The following is a 21,993-nucleotide window of genomic DNA, read 5'->3' on the forward strand; positions in this document are numbered from 1 at the left end:
TTTAGATTGCTAAATTACACTCCTAACGCAGTCAGCTTTTCTTTTAACTCTTCTTTATTGATCAGGCCCATTTCGTGCTGCTTTTTAGTTTTACGAATTTCATCGAAATTGTCTAGTTTCAAACGCGCTTTAGCCAGCTTAGTATCAAACTCACCTTGTGAGATAACATCAAGCTTTAGCGCTTTTTCTAGCTTCTCTTTTTCACCATCAAATTCTTTTTGAAAAGCTGCTTTTTCCTGAATAACGATCTGATCTTTTAGCTGTTTCTCAATAGCGATAACGTCCGCTTCCAGATCGTCTTTACGCTTAATTAACGGGTCGATACGCTCGATAGTGTCTTGTAATACAGCTTCAAGGTTTGCACCATCGTTTTTAATTAGGTTTTCAATGTATTTACGGCCAATATCTTGGTATGCAATATTAAGTTGACCATCGATTGACGCAATATCTGATTTCAAACCAGCAAGCTTTGCATTGTCTTTTGTTGAAGACACAATATCACCGCTTAGTTTACTGGTAGATTCGCCAATACTACTACCAATAGATTGTGCTTGAGTTTTGAATTTATTTAATAGACTCATGGTTATTTTTCCTTAAATAGGTTTGAGATTTTCAATTTATGTAATATCTAATACGGCAGACAAGCCGACAAAATATATTTCAGATTAATTAAGTAATACTTATTAAGCCCAGAGTATCTTGATTTAACTTTAAGACACTCGTTTCTTGCGCTTCGACATGATGCGTTTAGTGCCACTCCACGCCATCCAACAGCCGAATAACACAGCTCCCACGACCAAAGAGTAAATAGCAAAAGAGGCGACTTTAATAATAAAAATGACGAGCAAGGTGATAAATAGCACAACAAACAACAAAAGCTTTGGTGATTTAGCTAGTTGCTTGGCAATAAAAGAAGGTAAAAGCGCACTTAATATGCGCTCCAATCTTTGAGCATTCATAACACTATAATCCTTGTGTTTAAGTGAGATTATTTTGAGACGGGCAATAGGTTATCAGCTTTATTTCTACCTGCCAAATTAATTATAGGTTAATTATCAAGCTAAACAATCCTAACCTCCGAACCAGTTATCAAGTGTAACCTATAGCAGAAATTAAATTAAAACCACTACTTACAAAAAGTTATAACTTTAAAAAATATTACACCTTGAAATTTTAATACCTTTTTTATCAACAATTGAAACTAACCAATTATTAGGACCCAAAGCAGGACCGCTTTATTTGAGTAAATCTCGATAATGCCTTCCAGACTTAGGTCAACATTTACTCAAGATTATAAATGGTTTCATCCAAACGCTGGATCGAAACCAACTTCTCCACTAGGGATACTTTCACACCAACTGTTAATCATAAAATATTCGGCTGGTATCCCTGAAACCATAAGCCTTGGGGAGTAGTTAAACCCAAAGCGTGAGTAATACGCTGGTTCACCAATCAACACAACGCCGTTTACATCTCGCTGTTTTAGTACCTCTAACGCTCGGTTAATTAGCAGAGTTCCTATGCCTTTTCCCTGCACTTTTGGAGCAACGGATACTGGGGCTAGTGCTAACCATTTACTGGCTTTTCCATTGATTGTTATTGGAGAAAAGGCAATGTGGCCAACTATGTTTTCTCCTTCTTCAGCAACCAAAGATAAGACTAAACGATCTGTATTTCTTAGCTTTTCGACGATCAGGTGCTCCGTCGGCTTTGCTCCTGGCTCATGATGTGGATGATTTTCAAAAGCTAAGTACGTAAGTGAGCGAATAGCTTCATAATCTTGTGTGTTTTCTGGTCTAATGTTCATCATTACCTCTTTAATTTGGTTATAAAAAACTGATAGCCATATTGACCTAAGTAATTATCATGGATATCAATTTCATCTTTTAAATCTGAAAGAACTGTAGTGTCGATTGTACTTGTCGCATGCCCCACCAGCTTCGCTTTCAGTGGTCGAAGATAGTTATCCCACGCCCCTTGAGACAAACTAAAATGATCAATTATTTCAAAATCTAATCGTTTAATTTGCTCAATGCGGTACGCTACAGTTTGCATATCCGGGTACTGTGTACTCCAATACATTTTGGCTTTTGTCGAAGGCTCGTCTGTAGACCAAACTAGATCACTAAAAACAATGAAGCCTGTTGATTTTAAAAAGCGACGCCAATATTTAAGCGCCTTTTCAACCCCCATAATGTATGCACTGCCTTCAGCCCAAATGACATCAAATTTTGCATTATCAAATGGCAATTGAGTCATACTTGCACATACAAAACGAACCCGCTCTGATACCTGTTGAGCCGCCAAGTTTAACTTTGCCATACAAAGAGTTAGCTCATCGTTATCGATAGCCAAAATTGAACCCCTTGTATGAGGTGCGAGCACTTGCGTTGACACCCCCTTTCCACACCCAATCTCTAACACTGTTCCACTGCTATCTGGCAATTTCCCCCACGCCCGCAACGTATCAGCAGCAGAGCCTGGTCCTAGCCTTTCTAACCCGTTAAAGACAGCGTCGAATTCCCCAATATACTGGTCATGTATGTTCATATCCTGAGACAACCACCTTAGTTTCAATGCCTGCTTCTCAGTAAACCCTTGTTTCAACAGCCAATCGAAGTGAGCATCAGGGGCTTGCTTGTCCATCGCTTGATGCCATGTACGCATTGAGTCCATTCCAAGTAATGAAGACAGTAGCGCCTTCGCTTGCACTTTTTGGGCAATTTCCCTCTCTAGCGTCGCCAACCTTTCCTCGAGTAGCTGGCGATCAACTTTCGCATCCAAGCATGCAAGACACTCTTTTAAAGACAGTCCACCAGCCTGCAGTTGCAATAACAGTTTAAGCCGCTGCAGATCACCATTGGTATAAACTCTGTAGCCATTGAGTTGACGTTGACCCTTAATGAGTCCGAGCTTTTCGTAGTAGAGCAAAGTTGAGCGACTCAAGCCGACTTCGCGAGCTAATTCAGAGATCCGATACATCATGTTCTCCTCAGATTGAGGTGCAAGATAAAGTATGAAGTTATAGACAGGTCAACACTAATCTACACGTAAAAGAAATCTTTTGGCAAAGAATTACTGCCAAACCTGCAAGTTAGACACATCACCGCTAATAAGTAGATACAGCGACTATATAAAGGGGGAGTATGGATATTAATCATAAATAGCCTGAGCTGCGGTTAAATAAGTAATGTTGAAATGTGATATAAACTCAAATTCGTATCACATCGCACCATTGCTGTTCGTCCAACTTTTTTAATAAAAAATATCGCCTCCATACCCCCTTGGGTTTGACTATTCGGTCGTCAATTTTATGTAAGGCGTAAGTGCGTCGACTTTATCCAAACAGCGGATTTGGGCAACAGGTTGCTTTGCTCTATCTGAAAAATTAACAACGCCACCGCGCTGACATTTTGCTTTGAAAGCTTGATAAGCCGATACCCCATTTTTAAGCAGATCCACTCCATCTACAAACTGTATCTCCATGTCATGGTCAAATACTTTGCAGCTCTCTATAGGGTAGGTCTTGATATAGTCATCGTAATAGCTGAGGCTAATCCTGCGGCAATGAGTACGCATTAGTTCTATGATAATCTCTTTACCCCAATGTTGATGGTAAAAACTAGGGTAGTCCGTTGACACAGCCCCCTTTAGCACAGTGCCATCAAACCAAGTCACTATTTCACTGAGATTATCTTCCACTCTTTGATCGCTAAAACGCCCCAGCGCCTTAGCAAGCCTATCATTACCGATTAAGCCATTTAGTACATTAAAGTAATCGCTTTGATTGTATGAGTAGGCCTTACTTTGTGCGAATAGATGTCGCCAGATATCAAAAAGTGACTGCGAGGGGTTTGTAGCTTGAACCTGATAATGACTGGCAAGCGCCATTACCGCGCCACAAGAATAATAGTTTTTGTATCGTTGTTGCTTCGCTGACTCGTTAAGCGCCGTTTGCTCTTTGTTCAATAAACATTGATTGGCTGACTCTTCAAATTTTTGTAACCACTGCTTAGCGTCAATAAAACCAAACTCAAGCATTGCAAGGTAAGCAAAAGCATCGGCTCCCCCTTCATGTAGCCAAGCATGTTTATAGTCTTCAACCGCATACATTTGACCATTCCAAAAATGAGCAGCTTCATGGGCAAGAAAGTGGAAGAGCTGGTTAAAACGCTCACTGTCTTTGTTTTGCCAACGTTTACCATTCACACTTAACTGCACCAGTCCAGCTAACGTTCCCCCTTCATAATTGGCAAAATCGTCAGCTAAGTGTGCATAATTAAAAAATACCACTGGCTTGAAGTTAAGTGGTTGATCTAGTTTTTTGGCGTAATAGTCAAATAGTTTGGGGAAATACGTTTGTGTGTTTTGCCACACCCACTTAGGTAGCGCTGGATCTACTACCGCTATCATGTTGTCATTCTCAATGGGAGTGATCGTGCCAAAGTAAATATAAGTTCCATCTCCGACTAAATCCCAGCTTGCCTTATGCTTATATCGCTTGCCCAAGAAAACAATATCGGTCTTTGGGCTATAAAAATAAAACCGGGTCCCATCAAATATGGCCTCCGATTGTGCAGTTACCTTTTCACTAAGGCTAAGATGATTGGTGTAAAACAAAACGCTGCCATCACTGTATTGCACATTTTGGCTGTAGTCTTTTAGGATAAAACCATAAAACGAATCAAATGTAAGCGAGAAAGACGTAAACTTTTTACCATTCGCTGCGGTGATTGATAGTACTCCACCTTCTTGCTGCCACTTCAGGTCTGGTTGAGTTATTTGGTAGTGCTGCGTGCGGTCGAAGTTACTTTGTCTTGCAAAGCTTACCCGCTCAACTGCTTTAGGCAATTTGTACTGTATCAACCATGAATCCGAGGCTTGCTGATAATGGACATGGATCTGCAGCTTATTTTCACTCTCAGATGCCAAAGTTGGCATTGATAGCATTAGTAGCAACGAGAATAGCAAAGTAATTGTTAATGTTATTGTATTTTTCATGCAACTCGGATTGTATCTTTTTTAGGTGCGACAAAATCAACCTATTTATTCACTAAATACGAGTCGAGTACGGCTTCGCTCTGCCCTGAGCTAATTTGCTCATCAAGTTGACTGTTTTTGTCCTAGCTATTGAATTTTCTTCATTCCTATACTGGAGAACATAATAATAACGACGAAAGGTTACTCAGCATGATTGCAGCAACTCAATCACATAGAGTCAGTTCAACCAAAGGTATACCACGGCATACACTATCACTGCTGATAGCGGCAGTATTATCAGGCCATAGTTATGCCGAAGCGGAGTCCACGCTTAGCACTGAGCAAAGCAAAAAAATTGAGCGGATCAGCGTTACCGCAACGCGACAAACCGAAAATCTACAAGATGTCGCGCTTGCGGTGACCGCCCTCTCAGCCTCAGAGCTTGAGAAGATGAACGTACAAGATCTCGGTGACTTGGCATCTCACGTTCCGAACCTTAACCTGCACTCAGGGGATGCTTCCAACGCCGTCATTTATATTCGCGGAATTGGCCAAATTGACTCTATCTCCTTTAATGACCCCGGCGTTGGTGTGTATCTCGACGACGTATATCTTGGGCGCGTTCAAGGTGCCTTTTTAGATGTTGTCGACCCTGAGCAAATCGAGGTATTACGTGGTCCACAAGGCACCCTTTACGGTCGCAATACCATAGGTGGCGCGGTGCGTTTCAGTAGTGCCAAACCTTCGCAAGACAACGAAGGGTATGTCAGCGTGGCGCTTGGAAATTATAATGCTCGAACGATAAAAGCTAGCGTCAACGGCGCATTGATTGAAGACACGCTCTCTGGGCGCTTTGCGATCGCCAAAAGTAGTCGAGATGGTTTTAGTGAGAATCGCTATAACAATAGTGACGACCACGACAAAGATACCTTAGCGTGGCGCGGCAGTTTACTATATCAACCAAGTGAGAATTTTTCGGCCTATTTAGTCGTCGACGGCTCGAACGCATCCCCCTCAAGCTCACGCACTCCACATAGAGAAACGCCTATCTATTCTGTGGTAAAAGAAGGCTACTATGCACCCGAAGAAGACCCTTTTGTCGTCGACGTTAACTACAACGATTTAGAAGAACTCGATACCTCGGGAGCGAGCTTAACGCTTGAATATCTCACGGGACACTCGGTATTTAAATCCATCACTGCTCGACGCGAAATGGAATACCGCACACACTTAGACTTAGATGCCACCCCCGATGCATCATTTGGTATTTTTAACTTCGAAGATCAACAACAATTAAGCCAAGAATTTCAATGGCTATACAAAGACGACAAGTTCTCCTTGGTATCTGGACTCTATTACTTTAATGAAGACGATCTGAGTTTTGGCGGCTCCGTTGCTCCGGACTTTTTCGTTATGCTGGCACCAGACGTTTACCTGCCTTGGCCTGTGATTAACGCAGGAGAACGCGATCAAAAAAATACCAGCTCAGCCCTCTACGCTAACCTCTCTTGGTCTTTGACTGAAAAGCTCGACGTCACGCTTGGCGCACGCTACACCATAGAGAAAAAAGAAGTCACGTCCAAAGGCGAGGAGTTTTTTGGCACCGGTGTAACAACGGCTGAGGAAATGGAAGCGGTATTCGGCACAGGCATTGGCTATAGCCCTACAGGCTACAGCGCATCCAAGGAGTGGAAAGAGTTTACCCCAAAAGTGGTGTTCGATTACACCATCTCTGACGACAGCATGGTTTACCTGAGCGCCGGAAAAGGGTTTAAAAGTGGCGGTTTTAACGGCCGGATCACCTCATTTGCACAACCTTTTGAACCAGAAACCTTGTGGAGCTATGAAATTGGCTCTAAGTCCTTATTGAATAAGCAGAATATTCGCTTAAATACCGCGGCTTTTTTCAATGACTACAAGAACTTTCAGCTCAGCCGCTTTTCTATCGACCCCGACACCGGCGCGTTTTTATCACTGTTTGAAAATGCAGGTAAAGCCACCATTTATGGCGCTGAAATGGAGCTCGAAGCCGTGGCTTCCGATAACCTCACTCTGAACCTCAACCTAGGCTATTTAGGGGGCGGTTATGATGAGCTCATCGGCGACTTTGGTAAAGAAGTCAGCGATGAAAGGGAGCTGGTTAATTCACCTAAATGGAATGGTCGTGCAGGTTTTGAATACTTCTTTAGCGCCTTTACACAAGGCGAATTTTCACTACGTGGTAGTGCCGCCTACCGCAGTAAAACCTATCTCACCGTGAGCAGCTCTGAGGTACTCGCACAATCAGGCTACACCCTCTTTGATATGTCACTACACTACCGCTCCGCGGACGACAGTTGGGAAGCCAGTTTATACGGCAAAAACTTAGGCGATAAACGCTATCGCCAACACGGCTTCGATCTTAGCGCAGCACCTGGGGTTCAACTTGGTTATTACGGCGCGCCTAGAACGTACGGTATCAACCTTAAATATAAGTTTTAATTATGAAATTAGACAAACAAACACAAACACTGTTAGACGACCTCGCAGCTCAAGCTGGCGACATTCACGACATCGAAATCTCCATTGAGACCTCACGACAAGGCGCAAGAGCGATGTTTTTGGGGCTCGCGGGAGAGATTGAAGCACAAGTAAGTAGCCAAGACCTACACATTGAACACAATGGTATTCACGTGGGCGTTCGCTGTTACCAACCGGCGCAGTCTTTGGCAAGCCCCAGTCCCGCGGTGGTGTTTGTCCACGGCGGCGGCTGGTCTTTAGGAGATATCGACTGCTATGATGGACTGGTAAAAGACTTATGCCAGCAATCCGGTGTCGCTTTTTTCAGTGTCGAATACAGCCTCGCGCCTGAGCATAAGTTTCCATGCGCCCTGCAGCAAGTGATAGCCGTAGTAGATTGGCTGCAAGAAAACCACCAGCAGTTGGAGCTAGACCCCACTAAGATTTCACTGATGGGCGACAGTGCCGGTGGTAACTTAGCGCTTGTTGCAGCGCATAACTTACATCAACAACAGCCAAACACCCTAAGTAACTTATACCTAGTTTATCCGGTAGTTGATTCCTTTTCTCCCCATGAAACCTACCCGTCACGCATGCTGTATGGCGATGGAAACTTGTTGCTAACCAGAGACGCAATTAAAGACACCTGCGACTGGTATCTAGCACCCGAGCAAAGTGCGGCGGACGTCAATGTCTCGCCATTATTTATTGAAGACATGACGCACCTTCCTGCCACCAGTGTGTTGCTTGCCGGCTGCGACCCACTTTACGATGAAGGAATGCTGCTCGCTAAAAAACTAAAGCAAGTGGGTGTGCTTAATACCCTAACTTGCTTTGAAAATACCATACATGCGTTTTTCTCCTTTGCCGTGCTCGACGTCTGCAAGCTCGCGCGCAGTAATATCGCCAATCAGTTAAAACATGACTTGACCTAGGATAAAAATATGAAAAGCACAAACACAGCGTTGCGCACTCACACTTATGGATTGCTCATTTTTATCTCACTCGCAGCAAGTGGTATAGCGCACGCTTCAGCGACACTTGAAGCCACCTATACCACAGGTATTAACAATGGCTGGCAAAAGGTTGAAAGATGGCGAGATAGCTCAGGGCATATCGGCAATGAGAGCTTTCCTGCCGACGGCCGTGGCGATCAATCAGATCAGCGTGCTACTTTCTTTGCATCTAACCAGCCAAGCTCTGCGCAGTTTCTGCTTTATCATGCACCGAGTTGGGATAGTAACAGCCGCCAAACGCCGGTGTTGCTGATCCACGGTGCCAATCAAGATGCCGATTTGGCTTGGGCAAATCCAAACGAGGCCGGTAGTTACGGCTGTGGTCGACAAAACTGCCCTTCGCAAGGCTTAATGCAAGCGCTTGCCAATGATAATTATAAAGTTTTTGCCTTAAATCTGGCGCATAAAAATGGCGATGGCTTTATCTGGGCGGAGCAGATAGCCAACGCCATCGCTCAGGTTAAAAATAAGACGGGGGCAACGCAAGTCGATTTAGTCACTTGGTCAAAAAGCGCGTTTAATGCCCGCATGTATATTTCTTCTTTGACCAATGCTTGGAGCACTAAATTCAACAGTGACGTACGCAAACTGGTGATGCTCGGTGCCCCCAACAACGGCATTGATTGGTCATTTCGTCACGGCGTTAATCATACCTATGGTGCTTATTCGCAATGTGGCGGCAGCATAAATGGGCCTACTGCGCATGATCAGATATTATGTTTTGGCTTATGGTATTCAAGTTCTGAGTGGGTTTACGACTCGCCTTATTTTCCCGGCTCCGCGCAGATGCTAAAAGCACTAGATGATAAATATGCACTGCCCACCACAGAGCAAGATTGGTACACCACTTACTACGGTGGCTTAGGGTTTGTGAGCAAAGGCCGAGGTATCGCAGCGTTTACGGTCAACTCACTGGTAGACCAAGTTCGTAGCGCTGGCACCGACAGCAGCGTTCAAGTTTATAATCTTTGTGGCGATCAGGCCGATATGGCATTTATTCACAATGAACATACCGGCCCTTCCGATGGCGTTGTATTTATCAGTAGCTGCATCGACAGCACAGGAATAAGTAACTTAGCGGGCTCAGCGGTTGTGGCCACCAACCATCTAGAGCTTGGCTGGGAACCCAGTGCAATCAACCAAATCAAAAATTGGTTAAGTGCTCCCTAGCAGCCCCCTCCGCGGGTGGTGACAAAATACTGCACTAAAGTTGCAACGCAAAACTATTGCTATCTTGAGTTGATGTTGATTAACTGAATTGTTGAGAGTGACAGGATGAGCTTACGTATTTATGTCAAACACCACCATTGCACCTTGCTACGTGCAATTGATGCAGCACACACTCACCGCAGCAAAACTGGAATTTGCTGCGGTCGCGCAGTATTTGGCTATCAATAAAGCCATTGACGCCATAGATGCCATTGAGTTTATGCGCGTGATGGAACACTGTGCTGTCGAGCTCAATGACGAAAGTCTAAACCTCAACCGCAAAAAGCTTCTGCCTGGCACCAACGAATTTGTATTCAATAGCCTGCGCCATTGCCGCACCATTACTCAGCTCTTACAGGAGCTTGCCCGTGGCTATAACTTTATCCACGCGGGGACCTACAATTTCTGCGAGGTGTCACACTCTCAAGTGAGTTACATAATTGATGATGCAGCCTTTGACTACGCCACGGCCGCTGACGCACAATTTTCTCGCTGTATGTTAGATAGCATGCTGATATTGATCCATGGCCTCGTAAAATATGTGTGCGCCGAAACCACCCCAGTTCAACTCACACAAGTGCAGACCAAAAGTGACTCAAGCTCGCTGCTAAACTCGGTTATCACCCACATTCCCATTAAACCCGTAAGTAATCGCTACTTACTCACCTATCAATACCAAGAAACGAATCAATCATTGGATTTGGCGAAGCTAGAGCACTTAACGCTCAATACCATTTATCATTCGCTCGCAAAAACGCTCCATCACCAGCAATCGATCAACGACCATGCTAATTTGCTCGATAAAGTCTATAGTGAGCTTAACGCAGGAACACTGTGCCAAGAACAAATGGCTGACAAGCTCAATATCAGTCCGGCAACATTAAGACGAAGGCTCGCTGAGTATCAAACCAGTTTTAGACAACTAAAAAACAACGTACAGAACAAGCAGGCCAAACTGCGACTGACTCAAGGCAGTAGTTTGTATGAGGTCGCGCACACACTGCAGTTTTCAGATGAGCGTAGCTTTATACGTGCGTTTAAGTCGTGGAACGGCGTAACACCTATGCAATTTCTGCAGGGTTTGAGTTCAAAATCCTAACTATTAAATTTTGTTTAGAGCTGCTAATACAACTCATGTTAAAGTTGACGTTAAACAAAGCAAAGCAATGAACACCATAGCCTAGCGCTGTAGTATGATGCTTTTAGTATTACTCAGTAAAACTGAGTTCTTGAGATTCAAGCGAAAATTGCTCGCCGGTATCCAGTGACATTTCAATATAAAAGACATGGGTTTGTTTATAAGTGGGCTCACTATTCAGTGCAGACTGGATAAATTTGCACACTCTTTTCTCTTCAATATTTAAAAACTTAGATATTGAAAAGTAGTCTTTTCGCTACTTTCTGACTGGCGGTAAGCAATCTGATTGCTGTATTCAAGGCCAATAAACACCACATCAAACACATCGTTTAAACTTGAACCTGCTGGTAACTCGTCACTAAATGCGGCGCTTGAGATAATGTTTATATCGTTGATACTTTCAGTCGTAAAAGGTAATGCAGGAGACCATGCATAAGCGGTGCTAATTAAAGAGAGCCGAAAACTAGCTCCTGATAATTTATGGAAACGGCGCTGTCGTATGGTGAGTTGACAAACTCATCCCCATTACCATTTTCTATTTTGAATCCAAGTGAGGCTGAAAATAAAATCGGCCATCTACTTTATTTGTTATTAAATGTTCTCGTAACAACGATTCAGCCTGAAAAGTCGCTTTTCTTCAATATTTTAGTTGGCAGAAAATATAGTATAACCATCTGATAAAGCATCCAATGTAGGGATAACAGAATGCACAATAACGCGCGGTTTCATTATATTGATAATATGCGAGGCTTGGCACTATTGCTTGGTGTTGTTTTTCATGCGGCCTTAGCATACGGCCCTTATTTTCATAACCTTTGGATCAGTGTCGATCCAGACAAAAATGTCTTTTTTAACTACCTCGCCATGTGGACGCACCTATTCAGGATGCCACTATTTTTTATCATTGCCGGCTTTTGTGCCGCCCTGCTTATTCAAAAACGTGGTGGTAAAGCTTATATTCAAAACAGGTTAAAACGACTACTCATCCCCTTTATTATTTTCCTACCGCTCACCTTGTTGGTGTTATTACATGCGATGCATTGGGGCAGCAGCGTTGCCAGCGCCCCACCACCGTTATTTGATGTTATGCAGCAGATAAAAGAGCCACAGGTGACAAGCATGCATCTATGGTTTTTGTGGTATTTAAGCCAATTTTGTGTGTTATTTTGGTTGTTACACAAGTTTCCACAATTTTATCAACACACTCTCGCTATCGTTGTTAAACCAGTCTTTTTATGCGTTATATTGCCGGTTATCATCACGGCATCTATGTCCAATTTGATGGTGCCATTTCCAGCTCCAGATAAATTGCAGCCTCATTGGTGGGCTTACGGGTTTTATGGCTCTTTATTTTTGTTGGGAGCAGGACTATTTCATCATCACAAAGTGGTCGCTCGCTACTCAAAACAATTCAATTGGTTATTAATTACTGCCTGCACTTCATTGGTTGCATACTTTTACTTTTTGCCGCCATCACCGTCGCTTGAAAAAGTCATTATCGCGGTCAAAACAGGCGACGCAACGCCTGAAAAAATCAATTTGATCAGCGTTGTAGTTCAAACCATCGCTATTCTCAGTTGGACAGCTGTCGCTTATTTAGCGGGGTTCAAATGGTTGAGTCGATTTAACAAACAAAGTCGCTATATTTCAGACGCATCCTATTGGATTTATCTCATCCATATTCCGCTCCTTGTGTATATTCAACTTCCTCTTACGAACCTTGAAGTACCTGTCTTCATCAAGTTTATTATTGCTCTATCTCTGACGGTGACGATAGGCATTATTAGCTACCATTATATGGTTAGAAATACGGTGATTGGTATCTTATTAAACGGCCGAAAAGCCAAGTCAAAAAATGTAAAAGCAGACATATTGACTGAGCGTTCTTAGGTAGAGGAAGTCACGTGCGAAAGTAACTTTTGCAAAAGCCAGAGCAAAGCTCTGGCTTTTAAATAGGCTAACCGTGACTTCGTGCAGCTTGATATGCACCGCGAGCTTGCACTTTTTCGAGATAAGCCTTGATGTTGCCATGCGCTGTGAGCAAACCGACTTTGTCTGCGATTTCTAGCATCACCGTCATCATAATATCGGCGGCGGTAAAGTCGTTGCCTGCGAAATAGCTTTGCTTGGCGAGTGTGGCATCTATGTAAGAAAAGTCGACATTGACTTCTTTAGCAATGTAGCCATCCATTGGTTTATCGCCTGTACGCTGCTCCATCTTCATCATCAAAGACGCAATCACCGGCAGCGCCAATGACCCCTCAGCAAAGTGCAACCATTCTTGATATTGATAGTACTCAGGTGTCCCCACATCTGGTCGCAAACTACTCTTTTCCGCTTTATCTAGCAGATATTCCATGATGGCTCCAGACTCACATAAGACTAAGCTGTCATCGACCAACACGGGGGCTTTTCCAAGTGGATGCACCTTTTTAAGACTTTCAGGCGCAAGGCGCGTTTCAGAGTTTCGCTCGTGCTCCACAAGCTCATAAGGCATGTCGAGTTCATGTAAAAGCCAAAGTACTCTTGTCGAGCGTGATTCGTTTAAGTGGTGAACAGTTAACATCTAATTTTTCCTGATAAATCTAATTATACGAGCTCGTCTGGACCTAAGCGCACGACAAGTTTGCCGAAGTTTTTACCTTCCAATAAGCCAATAAATGCTTCGACTGCGTTATCTATCCCCTCGACTAAGTGCTCTTTGTACTTAATCTTGCCCGCGTTTAACCATGGCAGCATCGCTTCGCTGAACTCGTTGTATCTATGCCCATAGTCGTCGAATACAATAAAGCCTTGCATTTTCACTCGCTTAATCAGCAGCGTCGCCATCAGCATCGACATACGATCAGGTCCCGATGGCAACTCAGTGGCATTATATTGAGAGATCAACCCACAAAGTGGAACCCGGGCACTTGAGTTAAGCAATGGCATAACTGCATCGAACACCTTGCCACCCACATTTTCAAAATAGACGTCAATTCCTGATGGACATGCCTGCGCTAACTGCTCAGCGAGATCATCCTTGCAGTGATCAAGACAGGCATCAAAGCCAAGCGCCTCGGTAGCGTAACTGCATTTTTCGGTGCCACCAGCAATGCCTATTACTCTACAGCCTTGCAGTTTTGCTATTTGTCCAACAAGGCTGCCTACAGCACCGGTTGCTGCGGCAACGACTACAGTTTCTCCAGCTTCTGGCTGACCGATATCCATCAGTCCCATGTAAGCGGTAAGGCCTGGCATCCCTAACACGCCCAAGCTATATGATGGGTTAGGTAGATTGTTGTCTAACTTAAGTAAGCCAGTGCCATCCGAGACGCTATAGTCTTGCCAGCCACTCATCGCGAGTACCCAGTCACCTTTGGTAAATTTAGGGTTATTTGACGCTTCAACTCGGCATACTGTGCCACCTACCATCGCTTCACCTATAGCAACCGGCTCAGCATAAGATTTTGCATCGCTCATACGGCCACGCATGTATGGATCTAACGACAAAAAGACGGTGCGAAGGAGCACTTCACCCTCTTTTGGCGTTGGGATCTGTGCTTCTTCATAATTGAAATTTTCTTGCGTTGGTGCACCATGTGGGCGCGACGCCAAGGTAATGCGACGATTCGTTTGTGCGTTTTGAACTTGGTTTATTGCGTTACTCATGATTTATTCCTTTTAATAAGCAGGTTACAGCTGGTTTAGGTACGTCAGCATTTTCTCAGCGACAAGTTCAGAGCTTGCTGGATTTTGTCCTGTAAACAGTAAGCCATCTCTAACAGCAAACACATTCCAATCATCGACTTTCTGGAAATCAGCACCTCGTTTAACCAGCTCATCTTCTAATAAAAATGGTACAACATCAGTCAGCCCGACGGCCGCCTCTTCGCTATTCGTAAAGCCAGACACCACTTTGCCTTTTACCAGATACTTACCCGACGTGGTTTTTACATCCATCAGCACAGCGGTTGCATGGCATACCGTACCAACCGGTTTATCTGCAGCTAAAAAGGCACTGATCAATTGGATTGAATTGGTATCTGTTGCTAAATCCCATAATGGTCCGTGACCGCCAGGATAAAACACAGCGTCAAAATCTGCCGCGTTCACCTCTGCTAGTGGCAGCGTATTTGCCACCCGCTCCTGCGTTTTTTGATCATCAAAATAGCGTTTCGTACTGTCGGTTTGGAAGTCAGGCTGTTCGCTTTTTGGGTCAATTGGCGGCTGATCACCTTTTGGTGAAGCAAGCGTTACTTCTGCCCCAGCATCCACAAAGGCATAATAGGGAGCGGCAAACTCTTCAATCCAAAACCCTGTTTTCTCACCTGTATTGCCAAGTTCTGCATGTGACGTTAGCACCATTAAAATTTTCTTTGCTGTCATCAAAATTACCTCTCATTCTTTCTTAAAACTTCAGGCTGTTTAGCCTGCGGATAAATATCAAAGTATGAGCTTAAGGCTAGTTAAACAATGCAGACAAAAGCTAACTCTTTGTTCAAACAATTGATACAATCAATTTGTCAAAGTCGATGGAGTGGTGCGTGGATATTTCGTTTGAGCAACTCAAAAGCATGGTTGTCTTTGCCCAAATTATCGAGCAAGGCACTTTAAGTGGCGCCGCTAGGCATTTAAACTTGTCTCGTGCAGTGGTGAGTTATCATGTCAAAAAACTGGAGTCACAGTTAGGCATAAAATTGCTCAATCGCTCGACCCGCACCATTTCACTTACAGAGGCAGGCCGCGAATATTATCAGCGCTGCCGTGTGATTGCAGAGCAAGCCTTTGCTGCAAACCAGCAAATTGAGAATTTAAAGAAAGAGCCTATCGGCCTAATCAAGCTTACCTGCCCTGTGAATGTTGGCCTGCAAACCATAGTGCCTGCACTCAATGAATTTAGAGCTATGTATCCAAAAATTCAGCTCGATATCATGCTTACAGATGAAGTCGTCAATATCATCAAAGAAGGGATTGATCTGGCCATTCGAGGTGCCCCACTTCCCGATTCAGGTTTGCAAGCCAGTAAACTTTCGGTGCTAGAAACCTGCCTATGCGCATCGCCAGACTATTTGCAAAAGTATGGTGTCCCCAGACATCCCACCGATCTCTACCAGCATCAATGGGTGATTTACAAGCTGACATCGGGGGCGCTCACATTGAGTAAAGGGGCTCGGGCTTATAGCATCACGATGAAAGGCGATATAAGCACCAACAATGCCGCCGCTCGCACCGCTTTTGTTGAGGGAGGTCACGGTCTTGGACGAATTCCGACTTACGATGCGTTACCAAAAATACAGGCCGGTACTTTAGTGCCAGTATTAGAAGATTACACGCTGCCAGACATACATGTTTATGGCGTTTTCCCAGAAGGCAATGCCAACTCTAAAAAAGTGCGACTACTGCTCGATTTTCTACAAGGGTATTTTCAGCGCCAATTGGTTGAAGCGTAAGCCTCAACCAATTGCATATTTAGCCTAATAACTTTCAGCGGGTTTAAGTCCGTAGCGCTTTCCCAATTTGATGAGTCTGGGCTCTGCTACGCTTGGTTTTACCGTCAATACTTGGATAGGTAAATCATCTCCAACCTGCAACTTGTCATAAAAATCCTTGTTATCCAGAATAAACTCACCTTCACGACTGCCCTGAAATTGATAGCTGTACTCAACGAAATAGAAAGTCTCCTGATGCTCCACTTCTCGGTCATACTCGTCCCGGTGAACATACGTATTAGATTCAATTCTTTTGTTAGTAATGGTGCCGAAAAGGTGTTTACCAAACTCTTTCGTCAATTCTTTTTCGTAGTAGTAGCGAATACTTGATGGCAGGGAAAAAGCGGACATTCCAAGAGGTATCAAGATAAATATAGCGCCAAAAATAACAGCCCCAATACCTGCACCGTATTGCTCAGTTACCCCAATGTAAATAATGAATCCACCAACAATATAAAACGGAATGCCAACGGAGATAAAACCCAAATGCTTGCCAATTGCAGCAAACAAAAACTTCAGCTTTGTAGAGAGTGATAACGATTTTTCCTTGGTCATAACAGACTATGCTCCTTGCATAAGATTTATACTGCCATGATAATAAAATATTTAGCCCTTTTGGTCGAGCAGTACCTCAGCTGCAGGATGAGATACTAATGTAAAGTGACCACACGATGATGAATAGGGATATGCAAGGAGGCTTTCATGAAATATTTAGCACTTATAGCAACGATCAGCATAAGTAATTTAGCGGCGGCACAAGACGAAGTAGCAGCAAAGTGGCAACTGGGGCAATACTCTGTATTCATTGATGAAAAATGTGTCATTACCGTTTCAACCCCTTCTTCAAAAGAGATAATAACAAACGGTTTCCATAACGATAAAGCCTGCAAAGTCGCCTATCTAGCCCAAACCAACATTCCCAACGCTTACGTGATAGGCGGGGGACATATTCTTATCGTCGAACAGCAAACTATCCAACAGAAGAGTTGCAGACGTGTATCAAAAGCGCTTTATTTACCAACCGATGGTCATGCCGCATTGAGCACCACTCAAATAGAAAGCGGCAACTGCGACGGCCATATAGAGCCAAACGGAGCGATGTATTTAATTTCAGCTCTGCAAAACCCAATTTAAAAGAGCTGCAGCGTTTAAGGTTTAGTAGACGCTTTAAGCGTCGCTCTAACCGACGAGACAAGCCGACGACTGACGGGAACACTTGCTCCATTGGTTAATTTCAAGTTGCTTTGATTATTATCACTTTCTAATGACACCACTTCATTTAGATTAGTTAAATAAGAACGATGTGTTTTTACAAAAATAGAGGGCAAAGTAAGTTCGAGTTGTTTTAGTGAACCTGTAAACAGCTTCTGCGTGGTATCTTTCATGTGCAGCTCAACGTAGTCCCCTGCGGATTTGCAAAACGCGATATCCGTGAGCACAACATAGTCAGTTTTACCTGCAATACTGACTTCCAACTTAGAAGGAGATTGAAGTTGTTTGTTCTGCGCGAGTTTAAACTCAAGCTTGGCAATATGAGCTTGATCGCTACTCAACTGTACTTGCTGAGCACGATACTCTTTAGCTTGACGAATGAAAAGGTAGACTAGCAAGACTGCAATGATCACAAAGTGAGTAATTTCGTGGAAGCTTGATGCAACAAAGAGTACGGTTGCAGCCACCAATAACTGCACCACAAACCAAGCCGCCAAATTATTGTTTTTGGCACGTCGCCAACAATAGCCTAGCTGAACTAAGCTAACGAGTAATGGCACAAAGACTCCGGCAGTGGTTTTAGCATCAAAACCTGGCGCAAAAATAATAACAATAAGCGTGACAGTAGTACCAATATAAATCCAGTGAAGCGCGTGCTTTTTTGCAACTTTTAAGGAGCTATATACAAGCAACAAAGTGCCAAATAAAAACGACAACGCCGTCACAGTCAACAATCGAATATCATGCCATACATAGCCATAGTCAACTAACCCTCGCGATATTTCAGCACTGAGCTGCATTGCCGCAAGCAGGCACAGTGCGGAAAATATCCGAACGCTTGTATTGCCATAACGACCAAAGCTCAGACTTATAAAGTACAACGCGCCCAACAAAAAGGCACCAACCAAAATCAGGCCCAAGCCACTAAATGATTGAATATACTGCTTAGGATCGCCAAATTGCCCTAGTCCAATAAAATGAATTGGGTATCCTAATGAAATAAGGCTATGTTGTGCAGACAGACCAAACACCAGTTGATTGCTTTTCTTTATAAGTGAGTCTGGCAAATAAAATACGCTGTCCATTTTGCCTATTTGCTCAGTTTTATCTACGGCAGGAAAACCGCTGCTCCCCACCTTACTACCATTTAAAAAGACTTCGCTTGATGTTTTAGCAAATAAATACAACCCTACGGGCCTTGGTATTGAGGCTAATTTCGCTCGCTCAAATTCGATTAACACCCAAACAGCCTGATTTTGCGGATCAACCTCAGATAACTTCGCTCGGTGACATTGCGGCTCAGTAAACTGTGGAATTTCTTTTGGCGAGACTGACCACGGGCAAACCGTCACGGCTTGCTCATAAGAAAATGGCAACAAAGGTTGACTGGCATAAGCCTTACCTAGAGCGCCCGAGCAACACACAGCCATCACTAAATAAAGTACAAGATTAATATTCACACTCTACCGCTTTTCCTTTTACCGTTCGTCGGCTTTTTACTACCGCTGAGCCTACAAGCCAATAAATATCGGCCTCTCATAGAAGTTCACTACCCCATAAAGTTGCCATGGTATTCAATAACAACAAACTATTAAGGAGTAATACTATGCGATCAACACACACATTAATAGCCGCGTTAAGCTTATTCACTTGCTTATGCGTAAGCGCAGAGAAAGGCTGCGATAAGCCAGTGCTGTACAGCAATGAGCAACAAATCGAGTTTCAAGCCAACAGCGGAGAAACAACGGATGCCATAACTGGGCACCTCTGGGTGCCTGAAAACAGGAATAACCCCAACAGCAACAAAATTAGAATTAACTATGTGCGCTTTCCTGCAACCGGCAGCAATAAAGGTTCCCCTATCGTATATTTATCTGGTGGCCCCGGCGGTTCAGGGATCGCGACTGCCAAGTGGCGAAGATTTCCGTTATTTCAAGCGCTAAGAGAGTTTGGTGATGTTATTGCGCTAGACCAAAGAGGTACGGGGCAGTCAGAGCAGGCTACTCCTTGCGTGTCTAGTGAACGCATTGCGCTTAATTCTGTTACCACTGAAGCGCAAATTGCAGACCGTTACCGCAAAGCCGCATTACAATGCTTTACTCAATGGAAGTCTCAAGATATTGATATATATGGTTATAATACCGAGCAGAATGCGCTAGATATAAACGACTTACGAAAACACCTAAAAGCTGACAAAGTATCACTTTGGGGGATCTCTTACGGCAGCCATCTGGCACTCAGTGCCATAAAAGCGATGCCAGCGCATCTTGACAAAGTAATTATCGCTAGTGCTGAAGGGCTCAATCAGACCGTTAAACTACCTCACCAAACCGATCAATACTTTGAAAGAGTTCAAGGAATTATCAATCAGCAAGCACTTAAACAACAAGTTTCGGATCTACCCGCTTTGATGCGCCGAGTGCACAGTAAACTTGAGCAACAGCCTATTGCACTTCAAATTACACAAAAAGACGGCTCAAAAACCCCCATGTTATTTCAAAAGCATCATATTCAGTCGTTAGCTAGCATGATGATTGCCGATCCTAACCAATATCTTGCCATGCTAATTCACGTTTATTTAGGTTTAGATAACGGCAATATCGAGCTGTTAAAGCATGTTTTGCAGCGTGGAATGTTTACCGATGAGCCCATTACATTCAAATTGATGCCGCTGGCGATGGATGTCGCTTCAGGGATCACCGCTAAACGCCTTGCAAAAGTGACAACCCAATCGCCAACAGCCTTGCTTGGCGACAAGCTTAACTTTCCAATGCCAACACTGCACTTGATAGATAAAAAACTAGATTTAAGTGATGATTTTAGAGCCGCTCCCCTATCCAACATCCCAACTTTAGTGTTTACAGGGAGTCTAGACGGTAGAACGTATCCAGAAGAACAACTTGAAGCTGTGAGAGGACTTACAAATTTGACCCAGATTATGGTCAACAATGCGGGCCACAACCTTTATACAAGCTCCCCCTTGGTGCTCGCCAGAATGCAAACATTCTTAAGCGGAAAACCCGTCAGCGCAGAAGCAATCCAACTACCGCTACCAAAACTTGCGCTGTCAGCACCGTAATTCGAAAAAACGACTCAAAATGAATTGAAAAAGCAATTCACTTTGAGCGTGCAATCATCAACAAAGTTGTTGATAGCCTAAAAGCTTGGGTATAATTAGGCTTTTGGCCTCTTCCAACCATAGCATTATGAAAAAGCTCTCAAAAGTACAAGAAAAACAACAAGCCTTGGTACTGACCATTGCAGACAAACTCGAAGAACAAGCTCGTGCAGAAATTCCCGGCATGGTGCAATGTTGGTTTGATGTGGAATATCACTTGTTCCCCGGCTCATTAATACTCTTTTTCCAATTTGAGAATGAACAAGCATTGGAAACCGCAAAGCCAGACCTTCTTAAATGGCAAAAGCGTTTAAGCGCCGCCATGCTGAAAAAAGGGGTGATTTTAAAGGATATGCGTAAACATTTAACCTTTACTTTGCTTGGTCCTGAAGACTGAAGCAATGTAGGTTTATTCGCGTTTGTGAAAAATTGTCACTCTTCTAATTTCAACCATACTATTTGGTTATTATTAAAAAAAGCGTATATGTTACCCTTGTAATACCAAATAGTCTGGGTATCGTATAGCGGAAATTTTGGTCTTCTCAACGTTGGAGTTTGAATGCGTATATTGTTGTTATTGCTGTTTTGTTTAGCAGCTCCGGCTTTGGCTTACCAAGTACAACCTATGATTGTCGACCTCTCGTCACATGGTAAAAAGTCACTCGTGACCTACCGCCTCCAAAACCCAAGTGACAACCCTTTACCCATCGAGATAGAAGTACTTAAACGTACTTTTGACGAGCACCAAAAAGAAGTGCTGGTTAGCGCCGAAGAAGACTTTATTGTGCTGCCTCCGCAAGTGGAAGTACCGGCAAAAAGCTATCAAGTATTCAGAGCGAAGTACCTAGGCTCGCCCGAACTCAAACAAACACAGTCTTATCGCATTGTCTTCAAACAACTGCCACTTCCCGGAGAAGATGAAGCATCTGGCGTTAAAATGGTATTTAACTTTGCCACTTTAGTGTTTGTTAGTCCGGATGGTGTTCAATCGCAAATAAACAGCGCGCTGCAATGTGAGAAGCTAACCGACTGTACACTCACCCTAAGCAACCAAGGTGACCGAGTACTGGACTTATCGCAGTTTGAATACCGTTTCCACGATGGCGCAACGGTCATAGATTGGGTGAAGTTTCAGTCAGTTACTGCGGGCCGTTTTATAATGCCACATCACACTATGGTGATAAATTTGCAGCCAGTGCTCAATGACAAGCCGAGTAAAACAGTAGAGCTTATCAATCTACTGGTTTCTAAGTAAAAAAATAGCTAGATGTTAATAGTGCGCTCAAGCCTGCGCTTGCCTCGATTAAAACAGTTCTGGTTTACTCCACTTTATCTGATGTGGACAGCCCC

The 21,993-nt window shown here is 43.7% G+C and carries 21 protein-coding genes; 10 read left to right on the top strand and 11 right to left on the bottom strand.

Going from position 1 to position 21,993, the window contains the following annotated elements; translation table 11 throughout:
• Positions 1-14 precede the first annotated feature (14 nt).
• The 5 genes from CKO50_RS05610 to CKO50_RS05630 all read right to left on the bottom strand — a co-directional run bounded on the left by CKO50_RS05610 (position 15) and on the right by CKO50_RS05630 (position 5,001).
• Entirely contained in the window at positions 15-581 is a 567-nt protein-coding gene (locus tag CKO50_RS05610; RefSeq protein WP_095727362.1) for a hypothetical protein, read from the bottom strand.
• A gap of 129 nt (positions 582-710) precedes the next feature.
• Positions 711-959, bottom strand: a complete 249-nt coding sequence (locus CKO50_RS05615; protein WP_095727363.1) for a hypothetical protein — start codon at positions 957-959, stop codon at positions 711-713.
• A 344-nt stretch (positions 960-1,303) separates the two neighbouring features.
• On the bottom strand, positions 1,304-1,810 hold the full coding sequence (locus CKO50_RS05620; protein ID WP_217989645.1) for a GNAT family N-acetyltransferase: 507 nt from the start codon (positions 1,808-1,810) through the stop codon (positions 1,304-1,306).
• A complete protein-coding gene (locus tag CKO50_RS05625; protein ID WP_095727365.1) occupies positions 1,810-2,982 on the bottom strand; it encodes a MerR family transcriptional regulator in 1,173 nt (390 codons plus the stop codon). Before CKO50_RS05625 ends, CKO50_RS05620 begins: the two co-directional genes overlap by 1 nt.
• A 312-nt stretch (positions 2,983-3,294) precedes the next feature.
• The gene (locus tag CKO50_RS05630; RefSeq protein WP_095727366.1) at positions 3,295-5,001 is read right to left on the bottom strand and encodes a hypothetical protein; all 1,707 of its coding nucleotides are present in this window, start codon (positions 4,999-5,001) and stop codon (positions 3,295-3,297) included.
• A 189-nt stretch (positions 5,002-5,190) separates the two neighbouring features.
• Between CKO50_RS05630 and CKO50_RS05635 the strand changes: the two genes are divergently transcribed.
• From CKO50_RS05635 to CKO50_RS05650, 4 genes are all read left to right on the top strand, one after another.
• Complete coding sequence (locus CKO50_RS05635) at positions 5,191-7,461, top strand: TonB-dependent receptor (protein ID WP_095727367.1); 2,271 nt, start codon at positions 5,191-5,193, stop codon at positions 7,459-7,461.
• A 2-nt stretch (positions 7,462-7,463) separates the two neighbouring features.
• A complete protein-coding gene (locus CKO50_RS05640) occupies positions 7,464-8,414 on the top strand; it encodes an alpha/beta hydrolase (RefSeq protein WP_095727368.1) in 951 nt (316 codons plus the stop codon).
• Positions 8,415-8,423: 9 nt separating this feature from the next.
• On the top strand, positions 8,424-9,665 hold the full coding sequence (locus tag CKO50_RS05645; RefSeq protein ID WP_095727369.1) for a triacylglycerol lipase: 1,242 nt from the start codon (positions 8,424-8,426) through the stop codon (positions 9,663-9,665).
• 121 nt (positions 9,666-9,786) lie between these two features.
• On the top strand, positions 9,787-10,803 hold the full coding sequence (locus tag CKO50_RS05650; RefSeq protein ID WP_095727370.1) for an AraC family transcriptional regulator: 1,017 nt from the start codon (positions 9,787-9,789) through the stop codon (positions 10,801-10,803).
• A gap of 109 nt (positions 10,804-10,912) precedes the next feature.
• Here CKO50_RS05650 and CKO50_RS24485 read toward each other — a convergent pair whose 3' ends face one another.
• Positions 10,913-11,047, bottom strand: a complete 135-nt coding sequence (locus CKO50_RS24485) for a hypothetical protein (protein WP_255229440.1) — start codon at positions 11,045-11,047, stop codon at positions 10,913-10,915.
• Between the two features lie 500 nt (positions 11,048-11,547).
• Here CKO50_RS24485 and CKO50_RS05665 point away from each other — a divergent pair, with 500 nt between their 5' ends.
• Positions 11,548-12,732, top strand: a complete 1,185-nt coding sequence (locus CKO50_RS05665) for an acyltransferase family protein (protein ID WP_095727372.1) — start codon at positions 11,548-11,550, stop codon at positions 12,730-12,732.
• A 67-nt stretch (positions 12,733-12,799) separates the two neighbouring features.
• Here CKO50_RS05665 and CKO50_RS05670 read toward each other — a convergent pair whose 3' ends face one another.
• The 3 genes from CKO50_RS05670 to CKO50_RS05680 are packed head-to-tail and all read right to left on the bottom strand — an operon-like array spanning position 12,800 to position 15,210.
• Positions 12,800-13,408, bottom strand: coding sequence for a glutathione S-transferase family protein (locus CKO50_RS05670; protein ID WP_095727373.1), 609 nt, complete (start codon positions 13,406-13,408; stop codon positions 12,800-12,802).
• Between the two features lie 23 nt (positions 13,409-13,431).
• Positions 13,432-14,493: an NADP-dependent oxidoreductase gene (locus tag CKO50_RS05675; RefSeq protein ID WP_095727374.1), complete on the bottom strand. Its 1,062-nt coding sequence runs from the start codon at positions 14,491-14,493 to the stop codon at positions 13,432-13,434.
• Positions 14,494-14,517: 24 nt separating this feature from the next.
• On the bottom strand, positions 14,518-15,210 hold the full coding sequence (locus tag CKO50_RS05680) for a type 1 glutamine amidotransferase domain-containing protein (protein WP_095727375.1): 693 nt from the start codon (positions 15,208-15,210) through the stop codon (positions 14,518-14,520).
• A gap of 158 nt (positions 15,211-15,368) precedes the next feature.
• Here CKO50_RS05680 and CKO50_RS05685 point away from each other — a divergent pair, with 158 nt between their 5' ends.
• A complete protein-coding gene (locus tag CKO50_RS05685; protein ID WP_095727376.1) occupies positions 15,369-16,274 on the top strand; it encodes a LysR family transcriptional regulator in 906 nt (301 codons plus the stop codon).
• A 24-nt stretch (positions 16,275-16,298) separates the two neighbouring features.
• Here the strand turns inward: CKO50_RS05685 and CKO50_RS05690 are convergent, their stop codons facing one another.
• A complete protein-coding gene (locus CKO50_RS05690; protein WP_095727377.1) occupies positions 16,299-16,868 on the bottom strand; it encodes a hypothetical protein in 570 nt (189 codons plus the stop codon).
• A gap of 147 nt (positions 16,869-17,015) precedes the next feature.
• Here CKO50_RS05690 and CKO50_RS05695 point away from each other — a divergent pair, with 147 nt between their 5' ends.
• On the top strand, positions 17,016-17,447 hold the full coding sequence (locus tag CKO50_RS05695) for a hypothetical protein (protein WP_095727378.1): 432 nt from the start codon (positions 17,016-17,018) through the stop codon (positions 17,445-17,447).
• 14 nt (positions 17,448-17,461) lie between these two features.
• Here the strand turns inward: CKO50_RS05695 and CKO50_RS05700 are convergent, their stop codons facing one another.
• Complete coding sequence (locus CKO50_RS05700; RefSeq protein WP_095727379.1) at positions 17,462-18,985, bottom strand: LytTR family DNA-binding domain-containing protein; 1,524 nt, start codon at positions 18,983-18,985, stop codon at positions 17,462-17,464.
• Between the two features lie 146 nt (positions 18,986-19,131).
• Between CKO50_RS05700 and CKO50_RS05705 the strand changes: the two genes are divergently transcribed.
• The 3 genes from CKO50_RS05705 (at position 19,132) to CKO50_RS05715 (ending at position 21,898) form a co-directional block, all read left to right on the top strand.
• Positions 19,132-20,604 (top strand): alpha/beta hydrolase, encoded by a 1,473-nt coding sequence (locus CKO50_RS05705; RefSeq protein WP_095727380.1) that lies wholly within the window; start codon positions 19,132-19,134, stop codon positions 20,602-20,604.
• A gap of 127 nt (positions 20,605-20,731) precedes the next feature.
• A complete protein-coding gene (locus CKO50_RS05710; protein ID WP_095727381.1) occupies positions 20,732-21,040 on the top strand; it encodes a hypothetical protein in 309 nt (102 codons plus the stop codon).
• Positions 21,041-21,202: 162 nt separating this feature from the next.
• Positions 21,203-21,898, top strand: coding sequence for a molecular chaperone (locus CKO50_RS05715; protein ID WP_095727382.1), 696 nt, complete (start codon positions 21,203-21,205; stop codon positions 21,896-21,898).
• Positions 21,899-21,993 lie beyond the last annotated feature (95 nt).

It is taken from the genome of Pseudoalteromonas sp. HM-SA03 (assembly GCF_002289345.1).
In the GTDB taxonomy this organism is placed as follows: Bacteria; Pseudomonadota; Gammaproteobacteria; order Enterobacterales; family Alteromonadaceae; genus Pseudoalteromonas.

What these genes read in the sequence shown, in the direction of transcription:
- CKO50_RS05610 (WP_095727362.1), bottom strand. Translation starts at nt 581, where the DNA reads ATGAGTCTATTAAATAAATTCAAAACTCAAGCACAATCTATTGGTAGT.
- CKO50_RS05615 (WP_095727363.1), bottom strand. Translation starts at nt 959, where the DNA reads ATGAATGCTCAAAGATTGGAGCGCATATTAAGTGCGCTTTTACCTTCT.
- CKO50_RS05620 (WP_217989645.1), bottom strand. Translation starts at nt 1,810, where the DNA reads ATGATGAACATTAGACCAGAAAACACACAAGATTATGAAGCTATTCGC.
- CKO50_RS05625 (WP_095727365.1), bottom strand. Translation starts at nt 2,982, where the DNA reads ATGTATCGGATCTCTGAATTAGCTCGCGAAGTCGGCTTGAGTCGCTCA.
- CKO50_RS05630 (WP_095727366.1), bottom strand. Translation starts at nt 5,001, where the DNA reads ATGAAAAATACAATAACATTAACAATTACTTTGCTATTCTCGTTGCTA.
- CKO50_RS05635 (WP_095727367.1), top strand. Translation starts at nt 5,191, where the DNA reads ATGATTGCAGCAACTCAATCACATAGAGTCAGTTCAACCAAAGGTATA.
- CKO50_RS05640 (WP_095727368.1), top strand. Translation starts at nt 7,464, where the DNA reads ATGAAATTAGACAAACAAACACAAACACTGTTAGACGACCTCGCAGCT.
- CKO50_RS05645 (WP_095727369.1), top strand. Translation starts at nt 8,424, where the DNA reads ATGAAAAGCACAAACACAGCGTTGCGCACTCACACTTATGGATTGCTC.
- CKO50_RS05650 (WP_095727370.1), top strand. Translation starts at nt 9,787, where the DNA reads ATGTCAAACACCACCATTGCACCTTGCTACGTGCAATTGATGCAGCAC.
- CKO50_RS05665 (WP_095727372.1), top strand. Translation starts at nt 11,548, where the DNA reads ATGCACAATAACGCGCGGTTTCATTATATTGATAATATGCGAGGCTTG.
- CKO50_RS05670 (WP_095727373.1), bottom strand. Translation starts at nt 13,408, where the DNA reads ATGTTAACTGTTCACCACTTAAACGAATCACGCTCGACAAGAGTACTT.
- CKO50_RS05675 (WP_095727374.1), bottom strand. Translation starts at nt 14,493, where the DNA reads ATGAGTAACGCAATAAACCAAGTTCAAAACGCACAAACGAATCGTCGC.
- CKO50_RS05680 (WP_095727375.1), bottom strand. Translation starts at nt 15,210, where the DNA reads ATGACAGCAAAGAAAATTTTAATGGTGCTAACGTCACATGCAGAACTT.
- CKO50_RS05690 (WP_095727377.1), bottom strand. Translation starts at nt 16,868, where the DNA reads ATGACCAAGGAAAAATCGTTATCACTCTCTACAAAGCTGAAGTTTTTG.
- CKO50_RS05695 (WP_095727378.1), top strand. Translation starts at nt 17,016, where the DNA reads ATGAAATATTTAGCACTTATAGCAACGATCAGCATAAGTAATTTAGCG.
- CKO50_RS05705 (WP_095727380.1), top strand. Translation starts at nt 19,132, where the DNA reads ATGCGATCAACACACACATTAATAGCCGCGTTAAGCTTATTCACTTGC.
- CKO50_RS05710 (WP_095727381.1), top strand. Translation starts at nt 20,732, where the DNA reads ATGAAAAAGCTCTCAAAAGTACAAGAAAAACAACAAGCCTTGGTACTG.
- CKO50_RS05715 (WP_095727382.1), top strand. Translation starts at nt 21,203, where the DNA reads ATGCGTATATTGTTGTTATTGCTGTTTTGTTTAGCAGCTCCGGCTTTG.